9 protein-coding genes are annotated in these 21,108 nt (G+C 69.5%); all 9 read right to left on the reverse strand.

Annotated features, from left to right (window positions below; all coding sequences use genetic code 11):
* Positions 1-2: 2 nt before the first annotated feature.
* The gene (locus OG329_RS03295) at positions 3-803 is read right to left on the reverse strand and encodes a thioesterase II family protein (RefSeq protein WP_405792634.1); all 801 of its coding nucleotides are present in this window, start codon (positions 801-803) and stop codon (positions 3-5) included.
* Entirely contained in the window at positions 800-1,942 is a 1,143-nt protein-coding gene (locus OG329_RS03300; RefSeq protein ID WP_405792636.1) for a saccharopine dehydrogenase NADP-binding domain-containing protein, read from the reverse strand. The genes OG329_RS03295 and OG329_RS03300 overlap by 4 nt, the downstream gene beginning before the upstream one ends.
* Positions 1,939-6,078, reverse strand: a complete 4,140-nt coding sequence (locus OG329_RS03305; RefSeq protein WP_405792638.1) for an amino acid adenylation domain-containing protein — start codon at positions 6,076-6,078, stop codon at positions 1,939-1,941. The genes OG329_RS03300 and OG329_RS03305 overlap by 4 nt, the downstream gene beginning before the upstream one ends.
* The gene (locus OG329_RS03310; protein ID WP_405792640.1) at positions 6,075-13,763 is read right to left on the reverse strand and encodes an amino acid adenylation domain-containing protein; all 7,689 of its coding nucleotides are present in this window, start codon (positions 13,761-13,763) and stop codon (positions 6,075-6,077) included. Before OG329_RS03310 ends, OG329_RS03305 begins: the two co-directional genes overlap by 4 nt.
* Before the next feature lie 99 nt (positions 13,764-13,862).
* On the reverse strand, positions 13,863-15,473 hold the full coding sequence (locus OG329_RS03315) for an NAD(P)/FAD-dependent oxidoreductase (RefSeq protein ID WP_405792642.1): 1,611 nt from the start codon (positions 15,471-15,473) through the stop codon (positions 13,863-13,865).
* Between the two features lie 82 nt (positions 15,474-15,555).
* Positions 15,556-16,074, reverse strand: coding sequence for a flavin reductase family protein (locus OG329_RS03320; protein ID WP_405792643.1), 519 nt, complete (start codon positions 16,072-16,074; stop codon positions 15,556-15,558).
* Between the two features lie 697 nt (positions 16,075-16,771).
* Positions 16,772-17,944 (reverse strand): 3-deoxy-7-phosphoheptulonate synthase, encoded by a 1,173-nt coding sequence (locus OG329_RS03325; protein ID WP_405801626.1) that lies wholly within the window; start codon positions 17,942-17,944, stop codon positions 16,772-16,774.
* A 101-nt stretch (positions 17,945-18,045) separates the two neighbouring features.
* On the reverse strand, positions 18,046-19,416 hold the full coding sequence (locus OG329_RS03330; RefSeq protein WP_405792645.1) for a salicylate synthase: 1,371 nt from the start codon (positions 19,414-19,416) through the stop codon (positions 18,046-18,048).
* 528 nt (positions 19,417-19,944) lie between these two features.
* Positions 19,945-20,373, reverse strand: coding sequence for a flavin reductase family protein (locus OG329_RS03335; RefSeq protein WP_405792647.1), 429 nt, complete (start codon positions 20,371-20,373; stop codon positions 19,945-19,947).
* Positions 20,374-21,108 lie beyond the last annotated feature (735 nt).

The following is a 21,108-nucleotide window of genomic DNA, read 5'->3' on the forward strand; positions in this document are numbered from 1 at the left end:
CCTCAAGGGGTCGAAGGCCAGGTGGGCGGGTCGGCGCGCAGCGCGGTCACGAGCCAGCGCACGAACTCCCGGTCGTCGTCGACCAGGTAGAAGTGGCCGCCCGGCATCCGGTGCAGCTCGAAATCGGCCCTGGTGCATTCGCTCCAGCCGCGGGCCTCGTCCGCGCTCACTTCGCGGTCGTCGAGGTTGATCACCGCCGCGATCGGGGTGTGCACCGGCCGGGGCGCGGGCGGGCGGTACATCTCGATCAGCCGGTAGTCGTTGCGGATGGTGGGCAGCACTAGCTGACGGAGGCCCGGATCCTCGAACCTGGCGGCCGATTCAGGATTCAGGCCGACCACGTCGGCGATCAGCCCCTCGTCGTCCATCCGGTGCACCGCGTTCGGCCGTTGCCGGTGGGGAGCCGGGTGCGCGGAGACGATCAGCCGGGCGAGGCTCCTGCCGCGCCGCTCCAGCCGGCGCGTCACCTCGTAGGCGACCGCCGCGCCCATGCTGTGCCCGAGGATGACCGTGGGCCGGTCAATCGCCGGCGCCAGCGCTGCGGCGAGCTGCTCCGCCAGCAGTTCGAGAGTGTCCGGCAGCTCCTCGCCGAGGCGGTCCTCCCGGTCCGGGTACCGGGCGATGACGAGTTCGACCCAGTCCGGCATGTGCCGCACCCACCGCTGGTAGAAGCTGGCGCTGCCTCCGGCGTGTGGGAAGCAGACCAGTCGCAGCCGCGCCGCCGGCCTGGGGCGGTAGACGCGGTAGCAGGCGTCGTAGCCGACCGCCCGGCCCTGCCGTGCCGTCAGATCCGTGTTGCTCATATCGCTCCTTCGTCATGCGCGACAATTTGTTCCAACGGCCCGTCGTGGACGCTCAGTTGCAGGACGCCGGGGTCTTCGGCCAGGGCCGCGCCCGCGCGTGCCGGGTCCAGTACGTCGGCGGCGAAGTGCACTCCCGCCGGGAGGTGGCCGCGGACAGCCTCGTCGACGGTCACGGCGGTGGCCGCGGCGACCAGTTCGGCGGCGCCGGTGGCCCGCAGGACCAGGGAGCGGGTCATCGCCCCGCCCTCTCCGTGCCCGTCGAGGCCGAAGAGGAGGGCGACCTGCGGGGTCCGGCCGAGGAGGTCGAACTCAGCCGCGCGGCTGAGCCGTTCGGCCGCCGCCCGCAGCCCGTCCTCCGTGAGTCCGTCCTTCGCGAGTCCGGGCAGGCCGCCGAGCACGGCCGACGTCTGTCCTTCGAACAGCACGGTGTGCCAGTCGCCGTCGCGCAAGCCGAGCAGCTCGGCGGTCCGGCGGGCCTCCGGCGACAGATAGGGGTGCACCGTCACCACGTCGGTGAAGCCCGGCAGCACCAGTTCGGCGCGTCGCGCCGCCCCCGGTCGCGGACCGCCGGAGCGCCAGGCCGCGAAGGACTCGTCGCCGCCTTCGGCGATGCCCGCGACGAAGTCGTAAGCGCCGGCGCGGCCGATCCGGTCCCGGACACCGTGGTACATGGTGAGACGGTCCACCCGGGTGAACCCCAGACCCGCGAGATAGCGCGGAAGCAGCCCGGTCAACCCAGGGATCATCCCGGCGGAGAGAACCACGGTGCCCGTCCCGGGTGGCGCGGACCGGGTCATCTGCTCGTACACGGGGTCGTCGCCTCCGACGTCCACGTACCGCGCGCCGCCCCGGACAGCCGCCACCGCGACCCGGTCCATGAGCAGCCGGGACGGGCCGGCGCAGTTCACCACGGTGTCGGATGCGGCGCAGAAGTCCCGCAGCGAGGCCGGGTCGTCGGCGTCGGCCTCGACGGCGTGGCCTTCGCCCTGGAGCACCCCGGCGACCACGGCCTCGGCCGACGCCAGGTCGCGGCCGCCGATCAGCACTTCTCCGGCGCCCCGGGCGCGGAGCCTCGCGGCGACCTCCCGGCCGACGGCGCCGGCGCCGCCGAGCAGTCCGATGCGCGGCGTCCGGTTCACCGGTCCCGCCCTTCCAGCAGCACGGCCAGAGCCGCCATCGCCGAGCGGTCCTGCGGCCGGACCGTCGTGAGGTCGGCGCAGCCGGCACCACTCAGCTCCGCGGTCAGCGCCTTTCCGAGCGGCTCCGGCACCGATCCGGAGTCGATCAGCCGCACCGGGCCGGCGTACGGCTGCGGATCGTGCGCGCGCAGTGCCCGCACCGTCTTGTGGAAGAGATCGAGCCGGGTGCCGATCGGCGTCCGCGAACGCAGCCCGGCGGCCAGGCCCACCGCTTCCAGCCGCTCGGACACTCCCCGCGAGCGCAGCGGGTGACCGTCCGGCACCGGTTCACCCGGCGTGTGTCCCAACTCTTCGGAGTCAAGACCGAGTTCGGCCGCGAGGAGACTCTCCAGCCACAGGTCGTCGGTCACCTCCTCGTCGACCCGGTAGCCGTCGACCAGCACCACCTCGCCGACCTCGGCTCCCTGGTCGCGCAGGGCTCGTGCGACCTCCAGCGCGAGGACGGCCGCAACGCCGGCGCCGACGACCGTGACGGCGGCCGGGTTCTCGGCGCGCACCAGGCGCGCGTATCCGGTGGCCCGGCGCGGGATCAGCGCCTCGTCCGGGGTCCGCACATAGCCCTCGGCGTGCCCCGCGGACAATCCGTACACCTTGCGCCCGGGATCGAGCAGGCCGGACAGCTCGCTGTACCGGTCGAGTTCGCCGGTGCCGTCGTGCACCAGCAGGACGGCGGGTTCCCTCTCACCTGTGCCGATCCGCCGGAGCGGGGAGACCGTTCGCTCGGCGCCGGTCTCGGGCGGCGCCTCGGCCTGGGACTCCAGGAACTCGGCCATCGCGGCGACGGTCGGCGCGGGCAGCAGTTGGCGTACCAAGGTGTCGAAGAACATGCCCGCCGCCTGCGGCACGCGGGCCCGCAGTTGGGCGACGAGCTGCGTCGACAGCAGCGAGTTGCCGCCGAGGGCGAAGAAGTCGTCGTCGCGCCCGACCCGCTCGATGTGGAGGAGCTCGGCCCACAATGCGGCCAGTACGGTCTCCAGGCCCTCGCGGGGCGGTTCACCGCCGGGCGCCGGGGCGCTGCCGGCGATCTCGGTCAGTTCGGCTGTCAGCGCGCGGCGGTCGATCTTGCCGTTCTCCGTGACCGGGAGCCTCGGCAATGTACGAACGACCGCCGGGCACATGTACTCCGGCAGCAGGGTGCGCAGATGGTCCTCGATCTGCGGTTCTCCGGCGTCCGGTCCTGCGGTGTCGCGTTCGACGAACGCGACGAGTCGGCGTCGCAGCGCGTCCGCGCCGTCCACCAGGACCACCGCGGCGCGTACGGCCGGGTGGCTCAGCAGAGCCGCTTCCACTTCCGCGAGCTCCACGCGGTGCCCGCGGATCTTGACCTGGTGGTCCTCGCGGCCGAGGAACTCGATGGCCCCGGTGGGCAGATAGCGGCCGAGGTCGCCGGTCCGGTACAGCCTGCGGCCGGTCACCGGGTGGGTGAGGAAGCGTTCGGCGGTACGCCCTGGGTCGTTGAGGTAGCCCTGGGCCAGGCCGTCGCCGCCGATGTAGAGCTCGCCCGCCACCCACTCGGGGCAGTCCCTGAGCTGCGGGTCGAGGACGTGGAACGTCTGGTTGCGCAGTGGATAGCCGTACGGGATGCTCGGCGCGCCGGGGTCGACGTCGCCGATCGGGTAGTTGATCGACCAGATCGACGCCTCGGTGGCGCCGCCCAGCGAGATCAGGCGCATACCGGGTATCCGGGCCCGGATCTCGTCGGGGAGGTTCACCGGGATCCAGTCGCCGGACAGCAGGGCGAGGCGCAAGGATCCGGTCCGGAGGGCGGGGTGCGAGTCCAGGTAGTGCCCGAGCATCTGGAGTTGGGCGGGAACCGAGTTCCACACGGTGATCTCGTGGCGTTCGATCAGCTCGGCCCAGTGGCCGGGGTCGCCGCGGCGTTCCGGTGCGGGCAGCACCAGGACGCCGCCGACGCCGAGCGGACCGAAGATGTCGTACACCGACAGGTCGAAGCTCAGGTTCGCCAGACCGAGCACGTGGTCGGCGGGTTCGATCCCGAAGCGGTCGTCGATGTCCGCGATGGTGTTGGCCGCGGCCCGGTGGGTGATCACCACGCCCTTGGGGACGCCCGTCGAGCCCGAGGTGTAGATGACGTAAGCGACGTCGTCGGACGCGACCCGGCACTCGTGGGTGTCAGGGAGACCCGCGTCGGCGGGCAGCGCGTCGAGCGCGATGGCCCGCACCTCTCGCGGCACGGTGGCGTCGACTTCGGCGGAGACGATGAACCGTGCCCCGGAGTCCCGGAGGATGACGTCGCGCCGCGCGGCCGGCTGCCCCATGTCGATCGGCAGGTACACGCCGCCGGCGGCGAGGATGCCGAGCACCGCCGCGATCTGGTCGACGCCCTTGTCCAGGGCGACGGCCGCAATGTCGCCCGGCGCCGCACCCGCCGCGCGCAGCGCCGCCTCGACAGCGGTCGCGCGGCCGGCGAGCGCGCGGTAGGTGTGCGCACCCTCGGCGTCGATGACGGCCGTCCGGTCCGGGTGCCGCCGGGCGGTGTCGAACACCGGCTCGTGCAGGAGCACCGACGGCAGCTCGCCGGCGGTCGCGTTCACCTCGGCGCGCCGGGCGGCCTGTCCCACGGGCAGGGGTACGGGGGCGGCGTCGTCCCAGGCCGCCGACCCGCTCGCCAGTCGCCCGAGCAGCCCTTCGAAGGCTTCGAACATCGCCTCCACCAGACCGGGCGGGAAGACCTCGTCGCGGACGTTCCAGTTCAGCAGCAGCTCGCCGTTGCGTTCCATCACCTGGCAGTCGATCCATACCTGGGGGGTCTGGGTGATGCTGAACCCGACCTCGCCGGCCGCCTCCTCGTCCCCGGCTCCTCGGATGGCGCTGGTGTACACGACCGGCATGACGGCCTCGTCACGGCTACGCCGACGTACCAGCTCACGGATGATCTCGATTCCGGAGTAGAGGCGGTGGTCCATGTCGTCGAACAGCCGCCGGCCGAGCCCTCGTGCGCGCTCGGCGAACGACTCACCGTGGCCCGGCCGGACGGCCAGCAGCGTGACGGAGGTGAAGTCGCCGAACAGCGCCTCCATCTGGGGGTGCAGCGGCAGCCGGTTGTGCAGGGTCAGGTTCAGGGTGCACTCCGGCCGCCTGCTGAACCGCCCGACGACATCCGCGAAGGCGGCCATGACGGCGCCCGACGCGGTAAGTCCGGCGGTCCCGGCGCGTTCCCGGAACGAGGCCCAGCTCGGGGCGGCGAGCGCGCCGTCGTGGCGGCTGAAGGTCGGCTCGGCGTCGAGCTTGGTCGTTGCGGGCAGTTCGGGGGCGGGCGGGAGGTCGTCGATACGCTCCAGCCAGTAGTCGCGGTCCCGGCGGTAGCGCGGGGACTCGAGGAGTGCCCGCTCGGCGAGTACGTAGTCCCGGTAGGTGATCTCGCACGGCGGAAGCACGTACCGCGGGTCCGCCTGCAACCGGTCAAGCTGGCCGAGGAGGCGCTGGATGCTCGTCCAGTCCGCCATCAGGAAGTCCAGCGACAGGTGGAGGATCGCCCGGTCCGGAGTCTGGGTGACGCGGAGCTCGAACAGCGGCCACTCGCCGGTCGGGTGGACCTTGTTCCCGAGTTCGTCACGCTCCTTGCTGAGCCGCGCCTCGACCGACCCGGCGCTCTCGCCGCGGAGGTCGACGACCGGAATCCGGTAGCGCGGCACCGTGGGCAGCACCTGCTGGTAGCCCTCCTGGTGGACCACCAGCCGCAGCATGTCGTGGTGTTCGATGAGGCGGTTCCACCCCTGCTCCAGCCGGACGGGGTCCAGGGAGGAGTGTTCGATCTCCATGTAGAGATGGCAGGCGACGCCGCCGTACGCGTACCCCTGCTGGCGGCCCACCAGGTACGCCGCCTGCACGTCGGTCAGCGGGAACGGCTCGAAGCGGTTCTCCGGGTCCGGGACGATGGTGGGCAGCAGGTCGCTGCGGAGCGCGGCGAGCACGTCCTCCTTCGCCGCACGCAGCCGGGCGATGCGGTCGGGCGTCAGGGTGCCCTTCGGGGCCCGGTAGCGAAGCTGGCCCGCGTCCTCCCATAGCTGTACTCCGGCCGCGGACAGCTCGGCGATGAGATGTTCGGCGCTCACAGGACCCCGTCCTCCATCGAATCGTCAGTCGCCCCGACCTCTGCCAGGTTCGCGTCGATCGACGCGGCGACCGCTTCGAGTGTCGGCGCCTGGAACATCTGCCGGAGCATCAGCTCCACACCGAACCGGGCACGGATGGCCTCGGCGAAGTTCGTGGCGGTGAGGCTGTCACCGCCGAGGGCGAAGAAGTTGTGTGCCCTTCCGATCTCGGAGGTCTGCAGCAACTCCTCCCACATCCGCGCAACCGTCTCCTCCATCGGGGTTCGCGGCGCTTCACCGCCGTCGCCCATGTCTGGCTGTTCGGAGAACAGCGCCCCGATCCGGTTGCGGTCGACCTTGCCGTTGGCGCTGAGCGGCAGGGTGGGCAGCAGCAACACCCGCTCGGGGACCATGTGCGCGGGCAGTTGCCTCCTGGCGAGCGTCAGGATCTCGGCCTCCCGGACCACCGGCAGGTCCGCCGCGGTGCGCGCCACCATGAGCATGAGCGAGGTGTCGTCCCGCTCGGTGAGGGTGGCGTCACGCAGCCCGCCCTTGTGGAGGACGTCCGCCCATTGCGACTTGTCGAGCAGTGGGCCACCGGTGCGTGCCCGCTCTTCGGTCGGGGAGGCGAACCCGTGCTCGATGAGGCCGGCGGTCAACAGACCGATGGGGGCCATCTCCGAGTACTCCACGCCGATCAGGAGGCCTCCGGGTACCAGCAGTTGGCGTGCCGCGTCCGTGCCGGCAACCGGATCGGCGTACCGGTGCAGCGAGTTGTTCGCCAGTACGACGTCGAACGTGTGCCGGGACTCGGACGGCAGCACTCCGTCGCGTACTACACGGTAGGCCGTGTCGTGCGGGAGGCCGGCGAGGCGTTCCGCTGCCGCGTCGAGCAGCCGCTGCGCCTCGTCGAACAGGGTGAGCTCGATGTCGCCGGGTGCGACGGTACGCAGCAGCAGTGCGGCGGCGGCGCCCGAGCGGGCGCCCAACTCGGCGACCCGTACGGGACGTCCGAGTTCTGCCGCGAGGGCGTTGACGGTGTTCGCCGCGCCGCGCAGCGCGCTCTCGGTGTCCGGCCGGTTCGTGACGGTCGCCTCCGGCGACAGCACCGGATCCTCGACCAGGATCAGCGGGTCGCGTTCGCCACGCAGGACGGAGACGAGGTCCCCGGTCATCTCGGTCAGGCGGTCGGCGATGGTCCGTACGACGTCGGTGGCCAGGCCCAGGTTGGTCTGCCAGGTGTCCGGTTCAAGGACGGTCCGCCAGCGCTTCCCGCCGGTGTACGCGTCACCCTCGCCGGCCAGCACGTCGCGCTCGACGAGCCAGTCCAGCCAGAGCCGCAGCGCGCTCCGCATGCTCTCGGTGACGTCTAGGGTGCTGGCCACCTGGTCGAGGGTGGCGGGGCTGTCGGTGATGCCCGCCCTGATGACACCCGCCATCCAGGACTCGATCAGGGCCGCTTCCACTTCCGCGGAGTCGGTGCCGGCCCCGGTGATGAATTCCACCCTAGGTGGCGGGGCCGCCGGGGCGGTCGACGTATTCGTTCCTCCTTCGTGGTGGGGGACGAGTGTGGCGACGATCTTCTTCTGAGCGCCCTCACCAACGGTGGCGACCACGGCCCGGCCGATATGCGGATGGGCCTCGAGGACGGACTCGATCTCACCCAGCTCGATCCGGAAACCACGCACCTTCACCTGGTGATCGGCCCGGCCTAAGAACTCCAGCGTCCCGTCCGACCAGAACCGCCCCAGATCACCCGTCCGATACCACCGCTCACCCTCCCAACCAACAAACCTCTCCGCCGACTTGACCGGATCACCCCGATACCCCTCAGCAACCCCCACCCCGCCGATCCACAACTCACCGGGCACCCACTCCGGACAGTCCCGGCCCACCCGGTCCACCACCCGATACCGCTGATTCCGCAACGCGAACCCATAAGGAACCGAACGCCACTCCTCCGGCACCCGGTCCACCACCAGCGCGTTCGACCAGATCGCCGCCTCCGTCGCACCACCCAACGCGACGAACCGACCCCCAGGACATCGAGCCCGGAAACGACCCGGCAGATCCAGCCCCACCCAGTCACCCGACACCAGCACCAACCGCAACCGGTCCCCAAGCCCACGCGCCTCCGCCACCGACACATACATGTCGAACAACGCCGGCACACTGTTCCACACCGTCACCCCATGACGACGGCACAACTCCACCCACCGCTGCGCCTCACGCCGGTCCCCCTCCTCCACCAGGACCAACGCACCACCCACCGCCAACAACCCGAACATGTCATACACCGACAGATCAAAATCAGCCGCCGACACCGCCAGCACCCGATCATCCGCACCCACACCGAACCGCTCATTGATGTCCTCGACCGTGTTCACCGCCGCCCGGTGCGACACCTCCACACCCTTCGGCAACCCCGTCGAACCCGACGTAAAGATCACATACGCCGAATCCAACACCCCCCGCACCACCGGACCCGACAACCCCGCCGAACCCACCAGCTCCCCACAACCCCACACCCGCACACCCGCAGGCCAACCACCACCATCACCCCCACCCACCACAGCAAACCGCACATCCGCAGCCCCCAACATCAACGCCCGCCGCACCGCCGGCTGATCCACCCCCACCGGCACATACACACCACCCGCAGCCAACACACCCAAAATCGCAACCACCTGCTCCGGCCCCTTCGGAACCGTCACCGCCACCGCATCACCCGGCACCACCCCACCAGCCACCAGCCCACCGGCAACCCTCAACGCACACCCGGCAAGCTCCCCATACGACAACTCACCGTCCTCACCCCACACCAGAGCAACCCGATCAGGCTCCACACCAGCCCGCTCGAAAAACCCCTCATGCAACAACCGACCACTCTCCGCCGCACCCGTCTCCCCCACCCGAGCACGCACCGCCCGCTGACCCACCGGCAACCCCACCGGCACCACCAACGACCAATCACCCTCAACCAACCACTCCAACACCCCGCAATACGCCTCGAACATCCCCTCCACCACACCCTCAGGAAACAACCCCTCCACAAAATCCCAGTTCAGATAGACACCGTCAGGATGTTCACGGACCTGGTGGTCAAGCCAGACCTGCGGAGTCTGGGAGATCCCCCAGCAGATCTCCGCGTGCTTCTCGGTCTCCAGGACAGGCAGGTCCTCGACGATGCCCAGGGCGCTGGTGAAGACCAGCGGCATGCTGACCTCCGCCGCGCCGGCGCGGCGCGCCATCTCCCGCAGCACCCAGGTGGCGGGGACGGCCTGGTGGTCGAGGTCCTGCCACATCTGGGCCTGCAGCGCGCGGGCCCGCTCCAGCAGTCCGGCGTCGGGCTCGGGCCGGTAGGCGACCAGCAGCAGCGAGGTGAAGTCGCCGAGGATGTTGTTGATGTCGGGATGCAGCTCGCGGCGCTGGAAGGTGGTCAGCACCAGGGTCATGTCGGGGCGCGTGCTCCAGGCGCCGAGGACCTCCGCGTAGCAGGCCAGCAGCAGGGCCGACGGCGTCAGTTCGTACGAACGCGCCCGCTCGGTGATGCGCGCCCACTGCTCGGCGTTCAGCCACTTGTCGTTGCGCTCGAACCGGGGCCGCTCGATCTGCGAGGGATCGGTGGCCAGCGGCAGTTGCGGGGCGGGCGGCAGGTCGTCCAGCCGGGACAGCCAGTACTCGCGGGCCGCCTCGACCTCCGCCTGCGGGGGCTGCGCGTTGAGCTGGTAGTCGCGGAAGGACACGTCGACCGGTCGGAGCGTCGCCTCCGGGTCCTGGTAGAGCTGTTCGAGTTCCGTCATGAGGATCAGCACGCTGAGCGCGTCGAGGATCAGGTTGTCCAGGCCCACGCCGATGCGGGTCCGCTGCCCGTGGCGCACCGCGCGTACGTCGAACAGCGGCCACGCGGTGGGGTCGAAGACCCGATGCGACATGGTGTCGCGCATCTGCTCCAGCTCCTGTTCGCCATAGCCCGCCGCGTCATCGACATGGATGGTGAAGCGGGACACGGACTGCTGCACCCGCTGCATGCCCTGGTCGTCGAAGACCGCGCGGAGAATGTCGTGCCGGCCGATGAGCACGTTCCAGGCGTTCTCCAACCGGTCGAGGTCGACGTCGGTGCCGTCGAACTCGGTGTAGAAGTGGCAGCCGACACCGCCGAGGGTGAACTCGGGGCGGCGTCCGAACCAGTACGCGCGCTGTACGTCGGTGGCAGGGAACGGCTCGAACCTGGCCGCCTCATCGGTGACGAACGGTACGACGTCCGGGCCGGCATCGTCGGACCGGAGCAGCGCGGCGAAGTCGGCCAGCACGGGGTGGGCGAACAGCAGCCGCAGTTCCGCCCCGGCGATGCCCTCGGACATCAGGCCGGCGATCATCCGGGTGCCGATGAGGCTGTCGCCGCCGCAGTGGAAGAAGTTGTCCGTGCGGTGCACCTGCTCCAGGGAGAGCAGCTTGGCCCAGAGCCGGGCGACGGCCTCCTCCATCTCTCCGCGAGGAGGTTCGGCTTCGGTTTCGGCGGCGGCCTCGTGCTCGGTGAGTTCGGTGAGCTCGGCGACCACCTTCGCGCGGTCCACCTTGCCGTTCGCCGTCAGCGGGAGGTTGGCGGCGACCACCAGGCGCTCCGGCATCATGTGGCGGGGCAGCCGGTAGCCGGTCCAGTCGTTCACCGCTTCGATGTCGACTTCCGCACCTTCGTGGTGGGGGACGAGTGTGGCGACGATCTTCTTCTGAGCGCCCTCACCAACGGTGGCGACCACGGCCCGGCCGATATGCGGATGGGCCTCGAGGACGGACTCGATCTCACCCAGCTCGATCCGGAAACCACGCACCTTCACCTGGTGATCGGCCCGGCCTAAGAACTCCAGCGTCCCGTCCGACCAGAACCGCCCCAGATCACCCGTCCGATACCACCGCTCACCCTCCCAACCAACAAACCTCTCCGCCGACTTGACCGGATCACCCCGATACCCCTCAGCAACCCCCACCCCGCCGATCCACAACTCACCGGGCACCCACTCCGGACAGTCCCGGCCCACCCGGTCCACCACCCGATACCGCTGATTCCGCAACGCGAACCCATAAGGAACCGAACGCCACTCCTCCGGCACCCGGTCCACCACCAGCGCGTTCGACCAGATCGCCGCCTCCGTCGCACCACCCAACGCGACGAACCGACCCCCAGGACATCGAGCCCGGAAACGACCCGGCAGATCCAGCCCCACCCAGTCACCCGACACCAGCACCAACCGCAACCGGTCCCCAAGCCCACGCGCCTCCGCCACCGACACATACATGTCGAACAACGCCGGCACACTGTTCCACACCGTCACCCCATGACGACGGCACAACTCCACCCACCGCTGCGCCTCACGCCGGTCCCCCTCCTCCACCAGGACCAACGCACCACCCACCGCCAACAACCCGAACATGTCATACACCGACAGATCAAAATCAGCCGCCGACACCGCCAGCACCCGATCATCCGCACCCACACCGAACCGCTCATTGATGTCCTCGACCGTGTTCACCGCCGCCCGGTGCGACACCTCCACACCCTTCGGCAACCCCGTCGAACCCGACGTAAAGATCACATACGCCGAATCCAACACCCCCCGCACCACCGGACCCGACAACCCCGCCGAACCCACCAGCTCCCCACAACCCCACACCCGCACACCCGCAGGCCAACCACCACCATCACCCCCACCCACCACAGCAAACCGCACATCCGCAGCCCCCAACATCAACGCCCGCCGCACCGCCGGCTGATCCACCCCCACCGGCACATACACACCACCCGCAGCCAACACACCCAAAATCGCAACCACCTGCTCCGGCCCCTTCGGAACCGTCACCGCCACCGCATCACCCGGCACCACCCCACCAGCCACCAGCCCACCGGCAACCCTCAACGCACACCCGGCAAGCTCCCCATACGACAACTCACCGTCCTCACCCCACACCAGAGCAACCCGATCAGGCTCCACACCAGCCCGCTCGAAAAACCCCTCATGCAACAACCGACCACTCTCCGCCGCACCCGTCTCCCCCACCCGAGCACGCACCGCCCGCTGACCCACCGGCAACCCCACCGGCACCACCAACGACCAATCACCCTCAACCAACCACTCCAACACCCCGCAATACGCCTCGAACATCCCCTCCACCACACCCTCAGGAAACAACCCCTCCACAAAATCCCAGTTCAGATAGACACCGCCGTCCATGTCCATGACCTGGTGGTCGAGCCAGACCTGCGGAGTCTGTGTGATGGAGTAGCCGAGCTCGCCGAACGCCTGGCGGAAGGGGCCGCTCAGCAACTCGCCGCCGTTGGCGTTGCTGGCGAAGACGACCGGGGCGGTCTGTGCCTCCAGGTCCCCGTGGCGTGAGAGGTCGCGGAGAACCTCGACGGCGGAGTAAGCGCTGTGGGAGATGTCGCTCTGGAACCGTTGCTGCACCGTGCGGACGCGGTCCAGGAAGGAATCGCCGGACAGGTCGACGTCGAGCAGCACGAGGTTGGTGAAGTCGGCGATCATTCCGGCGACGTCATCGTGCAGCGCCACCCGGTCGAACAGCGGCAGGTTCAGCAGCAGCCGCGACTGACCGCTCCAGCGACCCAGGACTTCGGCGTAGGCGGTGGCCAGCACCATGGCGGGGGTGACCTGGTTGTTCCGCGCCATCTGCGTCAGCCGCTCGAAGGTCTCGGCCTCCAGCCGGTGCTCCAGGCGCCGGAAGACCGGCCGCTCGATCTGCGAGGGATCGGTGGCCAGCGGCAGATGCGGGGCGGGGGGCAGATCGGCCAGGCGGGACAGCCAGTACTCACGGTCCCGGACGTGGGCCGCGCTGCGCGAGCGCTCCAGGTCCGCGCGGTACTGCGGGAAGCTGTAGGCCAGCGGCGGCAGGTCCGCGGCACTGCCCGCGTAACACGCGGCGAGGTCGTCGAGGAAGACGTTGAAGCTGAGGACATCGGCCACCAGCAGATCCAGTTCGACATGCAGGCGGGTGCGGCCGCCCGGCAGCATCGACAGCCGTACGTCGAACACCTCGCCCAGCTCCACGTCGAGCCGGCGGTGCGACAGTTCGGAGCGGACGCGCGTCAGCTCGCGCCGCACGGCCGGCTCGTCGAGGTCACGCAGGTCGTTGCGGTGGAGCCCGGTCCAGGCCGCCTTGGGCATGATCTGCTGGGTGCCGTCCGCCAGGAAGCGCGCCCTCAGCATCGGGTGGCGCTCGGCCAGCGCGAACACCGCGCGCTCCAGGCCGTCCGGGTCCACGTCCGCCCCGTCGACCTCCAGGTAGATGTGGCAGCCCACGCCGCCGAGCACCTGGCCGTCGCCGCGCCCCACCCAGTAGGCGTGCTGGACCGGGCTCAGTTCGAACGGCGCGCCCGGGTCGACCTCCACCGCCGCGTCGTCCTCGGGAGGACCGCTCGGCGTGTACTCACCGAGCAGGTCCCACCATTCCGCGACGGTCGGATGGGCGAATAATTCACCGACGGTTATGTCGAGCCCTTCACGGTTCCACAGACTGACGACGCGCATGACCCCGATCGAGTCAATTCCGTACTCGATCAGATTCTCATGCTCATCGAGGCCATAGGGGTCCTCGTCCAACAGGGCGGCAACAAGGGAGAGCAACTCACTCCTACTCGTGGGAATGCGCTGCTCGGTGCTGCCGCCGAAACCGGAAGGACTTGTGCCTGCCATGGCCTTCTCCAAAAGGTGAGACATCGGGACCCGAAAACTGCCGAGAATGAAATTCAAGCTGCCAACCGGTCACGGACCAGTGCCTTGTGGCGAACGGCCCTAACCGAAGAGGGCCCTGATGTGCGCAGGCGCCTCGGTCCTGCCCCAGGCCACCACCTTCTCCATGACGTCGGGCGTGGCGTCGAAGAAACGGTTGGCGGGGTTGCTCAGATCGAGCGGCGTCGGTATGGCCTCCGTGTCCCCCACCCGCGCCAGGATCTGTCCGGCTGCGTCCTCGGGCGACACGTCGCCGGCCTCGACCCGCTCGCAGATCTCCCTCGTGAAGGTGAGGAGCAGAGTGAGGTCCCGGCCGACGGGGGCGGGCAGCCCCGGAGGGTCGGACTTCTCGAGCTCCAGCAGCGGCGCGTCGTCCTTGGTCTCCAGGAGGAGGCGGTGGGCCCGCTCCAGGGCCAGCGACGGCAGGAAGCTGATCGACTTCCACACCTGGCAGACCGCGTTCCACAGGGTGTAGTCGCGGAATCCCACGAAGGAGCTGTAGACCAGGTCGTCGTGGACCTCGAACAGGCTCTGCTGGAGCTCGTCGATGTACTGGAACCGCTCGGTCGACCAGTCGCCGTCGCGGGACGCCTCGATCAGCCGCCACGCCAGGGCGTTGACGACTTCGAAGGTGTTGTTCAGGCCGCGTGAGTAGAGCGCGTCGATGAACCCGGCCGCGTGCGCGGTCAGGCAGTACCGCTCGCCGACCGTCCGCGTGGCGGAGTACTGCAGTCGCGGGGTGCTGACCCAGGGGCGGACCGTCCTGGCGTCGGTGAACTGCTCCGCGATCTGCGGGTACCTCGCGAGGAACGCCTCCCACTCCTCCTGCGGGGACCGGTCGTCCTTGACGAAGACCCTCTCGTCCAGCGTCAGCCCCACGCTGCACAGGTTGCTGACGGCCCCCGGATGGTTGTCGAACGGGATCACCCACAGCCAGCCGCCGTCGAACACATGGTGCAGGGTGCCGTTGTGCCAGGCGCTGGGCTGGCCGTGCCCCTTGGCCCCCTCGCAGTCGTCGAACGGCTTCACCCCCACCATGTGGGTGAACAGGCTGCGCGAGTGGTGCCGCGCCCGTGTGGGCTCCTCGCGCAGGCCGAACGTGTCCGCCACCGGGGAGCGGAATCCGCTGCCGTCGACCAGGTACTCCGCGTGGAACTCCTCCCCCCGGTCCGACCGCAGCACGACCCCGTCGGGTCCGGTCTCGATGTCCTGGATGCGGGTGTTCAGACGCGAGTCGGCGCCGTAGGCGGCCGCGACGTTGAAGAGGTAGGCGTCCGTGTCCTGGCGGAAGAGGTGGCTCTCGGTACTGTGCCACCTGGGAATCTTCAACTGGTTGGTCTGCTCCGGGTCCTGTGCTCTGCCCTCCTTGTGGTATACGAACCCGAAGTTCTGCTTGCGGCCGCTCATCGGGGAGATCTTCATCTGGATGCCGCGGAAGCTGGCGAGGGACCCGATCTCGGGCACCTGGTAGCGATCGGCGATTACCTTGATCATGGTCGAGGTGTACGGGATGGTCGACTCGCCCACCGCGAAACGCGGATGCGTGCCCGCGTCGATGACCAGCACGCTCACACCGTGCCGGGCGAGTACCGCAGCGAGCGTCCCGCCCGCCATGCCCGCACCCAGGATGGCGACGTCGTAGCGTTCGGCGTCCCGCTGTCCCTTGTCCGTCATCTTCACCAATCACCTTCGGAGTAGTACGTGGACGAATCCTGGTTGAGGGCTTCGGTGTGCTCACGGCCGGTCGCGGCGGTCTTCACGTCACTGCCTGGAGGGCGCTCAGCGCGCCGCGGAAGAAGACGAGGGGCTGTTCCAACCGCTCGGGCAGCCCCATCTCCATGACCTCGCCGACGAAGATGGTGTGATCGCCGAACGCGAAGGGGCTGACCACGCGACAGGCGAGGAACCCGAGCGCGTCGTCGAGCACGGGCGTTCCGGTCACGGCGGGGCTGTGCGACAGGTCCCGGAGCGACGCGGTCGCCTTGGCGGCGAACGTCCTGGCCAGCGGTTCCTGCGCTGCCGACAGGAAGTTGACGACGTACGCGCCCGCGCTCTCCACGACCGGGCGCAGCCGGGAGTCGTTGTGCAGGCAGATCAGCACGAGCGGCGGGTCCAGGGAGACGGAGGTGAAGGAGTTGACCGTGACCCCGGTAGCCTGATCACCGCTTCCGCTGGTGATCACCGTCACGCCGGTCACGAAGTGACCGCATACGCGGCGGAGCATCGCCGGGTCGACGGGGCCGGCCTGTCGCGGCTCCTGGCTGTCCGACTTCATCGGGGTCACATGACCTCTCGGAGCGGGGAGGGCGCTTGGCGCCTTCCGCGGCGGGACGTGCACACCATCTGGTCTGGCGCAGTTGCCTGGGGTTAGCCGCCGACGTCCGGGCCGAAGTGGCTCACGGTGGGGTCCGTCCGCCTGCGCGGCGGTCCGGCCGGCGGTCGGACCGGGGATATCCCGGCTGAATGCGGGTTTCTCCTCTTGCTCTTCGCACAGGCCGATCAGTCTCCCTCAGTCTTTTCGGTCAACTTTCTCTCACACTCTTCGCACGCGCGGAAAGCGGAATTCAACAGATAGCCCGAAGAGGTATACGTTGGCTCTGCGGCCGTCCCGCCGCAGAATCAGGGATGACGGCCCATCACCTTTTGTGCTGGACCGCGATCTCTCCTCGGGTCGAAATCGGTGATGGCGAGCATTAACAGAAGGGCAGGCTTCGAACATAACAACGCCACCTGACCGCTGTCATCAATCCGATCGGCCTCGGAGTCTTTTGGTGACATCGGCAGGAAGGGGCGTGAAGAATACACGTACCGGATCGGGATTCGCACGTTGCCCGACAAGTCGGCTGATCACCGATCCGCGTCACGGCTGCCGGGGACCGCCACAGATCCCCGGGGAGGGGCCGCCGCGCCGGGGGCCCGCGCGACGAAGCCCCCGGGCGGTACGACTCCCGTCCCCCAGGTGCCCCGACGCGTCAGCGGCTCCTCCCGTGCCAGGCGGAGGTCACGGTGAGCGCCTGCCGGGGATTGAGGCGCGGGTCGCAGAGCGTCGTGTACGTACCCGCCGGCGGGGCCGGCTCGTCCAGCCCGGACGCGTCCGCCACGCACTCGGTCACCGCCTGCGGCGTCGTCTCCAGGTGCAGACCTCCCACGACGCCCTTCGCCGCGGCCACGGCGTCCTGGAAGAGGGTGACCTCCCGCACGATCTCGTCGACGCGGCGGGTCTTCAGCCCTCCCGGCCCGGTCACGGTGTTGCCGTGCATCGGGTCCGACAACCAGACCACCGGGTGTCCCGCGGCCCTCACAGCGGACACCAGGCCCGGCAGCCGCTCGGCCGACGCCCCGGCGCCCATCCGGGCGATCAGGGTCAGCCTGCCCGGCACCCGGGCGGGATCCAGCAGCCGGCACAGGCGCACCAGCTCGTCCGGGGTGCAGGACGGCCCGACCTTGCACGACACGGGGTTATCCACGGATGCCAGCAGGCGCACGTGCGCCCCATCGGGTTGCCGGGTGCGTTCACCGATCCACGGCCAGTGTGTGGAGGTGAGCAGCAGCCGACCGTCGATGTCGCGGCGCACGAGGGGCAGTTCGTAGTCGAGGACGAGTGCCTCGTGGCTGGTCCAGACACGGGCCTCCCGCGCCGCGGTGCCACCACCGCGCAGCCGCAGGGTGGTTGTGGCGGCGGCTGCGGCGTCGTAGCACGCCGACATGCGCGAGGGGTCCGGTCGCCGGGCCAGGGCGTCCGGCTCGGGCGCGTTGACCAAGTGCCCGCGGTAGACGGGCACTCGGCCGTCAAAGCGTTCCATGGGCCGGGAGCGGGGCTTGGCGAACTGGCCGGCGATCCGGCCGACGCGCAGGACGGGCACTCCGGAGCGGGCCTCCATCGCCTCGGCCAGCCGGTCGAGCAGGCCCGCCTTGCGCAGCACCGCTCCGGCGGCGCACTCCGCGGGGTCCTCGGCGCAGTCTCCGGCCTGGAGCACGTGGTACCGGCCGTACGCGACCTCGGCCAACAAGGAGCGCAACGTGTCCACTTCGTCGGCGGTGACCAGCGCCGGTCGTGCCGCGAGAGCGTCACGCGCGGGGGCGAGTCCCGGATCACCGGTCCAGTCGGGCTGCTGCTGAGCGGGCAGAGCGCGCCATCGCCGCATGTCGTCCGAGGAGAGGGCGGCGCCCTCGTCCTCGGCGAGCAACAGGTCTCCGGTGTCCGGCGCGACGGCGTGTCCTATCCGTGGCCGGGAGGACGTCGCCGTCATGCGTGTGCCTCTCGCGCCGTCTTCGCGGAGGCGGCCCCCACGGGCTGGGCGACAGGCACCAGGAAACGCCCGACGCTGCCCAGCTTCTCGCAGGTCTCCTCCAGCTCCCGCTCGGGAAGGGAGTTCCCCACGATTCCGGCGCCGGCCCGCAGCCAGGTGCGCCCGTTCTGCCGGTAGACGCTGCGCAGCACCAGGGCGGCGTCCATGGACCCGTCCTGATCCAGCGTCAGGACGGCACCGCTGTACAGCCCCCGCGCCTCGGACTCGTTGCTGCGGATGCTGTCGTACGCCGCGTCCTTGGGCACTCCCGAAGCAGTGACGGCGGGGAAGACCGCGCCGAAGGCGTCCCAGGCGTCCCGGCCCGTGCTCAACTGACCGCTCACCCGGGATGCCAGGTGCTGCACGGTGCCGCGCTCCTTCACGACCATGAACTCCTCGACGTCGACGGTGCCGTCGGTACAGACGCCGAGCAGTTCGTCGTAGGCGATCTTCACGGAGATCGCGTGCTCGTAGATCTCCTTAGGATCGGCGAGGAGTTCTCTGCGAAGGCGTTCGTTCTCGGTCCGGTCGCCGGTCAAGGCACGGGTTCCGGCAAGGGGTTGGCTGACCACTCGCCCGGCGGGGTCGACCTGGGCGACGATCTCCGGGCTGAAGCCGGTCGCCTCCATACCGCCGAGGTGGAGCAGGAAGGACCGCGCGGGGCTGTTGCCGCGCCGGCCCTCGAGGTAGGTCCCCACGAAGTCGACCTCGAAGTCGACCGGCACCACCCTCGAGAAGATCACCTTCTGGAGGCGGTGGTCCCTGATCTCCTCGATCGCCGCTCCCACCAACCGGCGGTAGGCGTCCGCTCCGGGCTGCCGCACGTCAACGGGGCGCGGAACGGTCGGCGCCGCGTCCTGCTCCGACATCAGGGCGTCCAGCGCTGCCGTGAGGGTGGCCTGGTCCGCGGAGCGCAGGTGGGCCTCGCCCCCCTCGATCCGGATCTCGGTGTGGGGGACGACGAGGTGGAGCAGTCGCTGATCGCCGATGTGCCGTAGGTCTCCGTCCTTGGCGTACGACAACTCGAACGTCACCCAGCCGTAGGCACGCCAGCTTTTGATGCGTACGGCGTCGAGGAGGTCCTGCACCTGCTTGAGCGGCCGGCCGGTCCAGGGCAACGTCACCTCTTCCTGCTGGCGCAGCCGTGCGCCGGTGCGGTCCAGGGTGATCTCGGCGACCGAGCCGCCCGCGTAGGACCACGTCCCGCTGTTCTCGTACACCACGTAGTCCGGGTGCAGGCCGGACGAGGCCAGGCGGGCGACGGCGTTCATGGGGTCCGAGACCAGCCTCAGCCTCGTCTCGAAGTAGTGCCTGGGGAACTGATTCATCGCGAATGTCCTTTTCTCGGCGGTCAGAAGGGAAAGGCGAAGCGGGACGTTCACCGCAGACCGACTGGCCACACCGCATGACCGAGGGCGCCGGGTTTCGAACGGGCGTCGGGGACGGCCGGCTCTGCCGGACCCCGATGATTCCTCGGGGTGCACATGGCCGGAGACACTTACGGCCCGAGCCGCAGCCGTGGGCGGCGAGCGGACGGTACGAGCGAGGCGCCCGGTTCAGCGCGAGGTGGAACGAGGGCCGCTCCGTGGACAGAGCGTGGACCGGAAACCTCGAGAAGGGCACCGGCGGCAATGGGGCCATGAGGCCTTCCCTGCCTGCTCGATGCGCGCAGCGGTGGGGGACGGGCCACCGCGTGCGTCGGCACGCGCAACGGCGTGATGAGGCTGAGGATACACACGATCCCGTCAACTGGGGCCGTCCCGCGGGGGATTGTGTCTGCCCAGCCCCTCGTGCACGACGGCCCCGGACATGCGCGTGCCCCGGGTGCGGTCAGGCATCCGGGGCACGGGACTCGGTCAGGCCGCGTCGCCGAACGCGGTCAGCCATCCGCAGCACAGGGCGGGCTTCAGGACGACACGGCTCACCTCGGCGACGACGGTGATCTGTTCGCCGTGGAAGGCGTGGCCCAGGATCGTACAGTCGGCCACCGCCTGCGCGTCGACGTGCAGATGGGGTCCTGTGGCCCCGCGCGGCACGGCCCAGTCGACGCGGTCGAAGGCGTCCGGCGCCTTGGAGGCGAACAGCTCGGTTGCCGCCCGCGCGCCTCGGGGAAGGACGTTGAGGGCGAACTCTCCGACGGTGAGTGCGGCACCGGCGGTAGGACTCGCGCCGTTCAGGGTCACCAGGACCGTGGACGGGTCGCGGGTCACCGACGCGATGAACATGCACGTGGCACCCCAGGGACGGGCCTCGGCATCGAAAGCGGTGGCCACGCTGGTCGCCATGCGTCTCGTCAAGTACTTTATCCCGTCGGCGCCGGCCAGGCGCATCCGGTTACGTGCGCGCGTACGCGCTAATCGGATCATGCGCAGCTCCGCACGTCACTCGCCGGGCGAGTCGGGGGAGTGAAGAACAGCATCACAAACCGGCCGGTTGACCCTCTTTGGCGCTTCACCTCACCCTGGAAGGCCGCGCCCCCCGCGGCCTCCTTCCGGGCAGCGCGGCAGCGGATATCACTTCGGATGTTCGCTCGGTAGACCATCACTCCAACATCTCCTCCATCGAAAGGGAGATTCGCCTATCGGCTATATCTCACCTGTTTTCCGCCGGCTGTTTCCTACGACCGTGTCCAGCCGCAGTCCGTCTCGGGGGAACGTCGCGAGGCGCTGGTCGCTGGGCCCGCACCCCGACCCCACGCGCGTACGCGAGGTGCGCAGGGGCCTCGGCGGCGATCCGGATCTCCAGTACAGCCTTGTACTCCCGACCGAGCTGCGACCGCTCAATCCGGGCCAGTATTCCGACTCACATCGACCGAAGTCCGCGACGGGACCGGGAAATCCGGAAGTCGCAAGCCGCATTCCGCCGTCAGCCATTACCTGAATTCAACGAACACTCTCGACATTACCAGCAGAGAGCGCACCCGAACACATAGTTACTGCATGCGTCCATATGCGTTTTCCATCCATGACTTTCCCTGCGGCAAGACTTTCGACAGGGGCCTTGCCGCAGAGCGGACATAC

This window comes from Streptomyces sp. NBC_01506 (genome assembly GCF_045040295.1).
Taxonomy (GTDB): domain Bacteria; phylum Actinomycetota; class Actinomycetes; order Streptomycetales; family Streptomycetaceae; genus Streptomyces.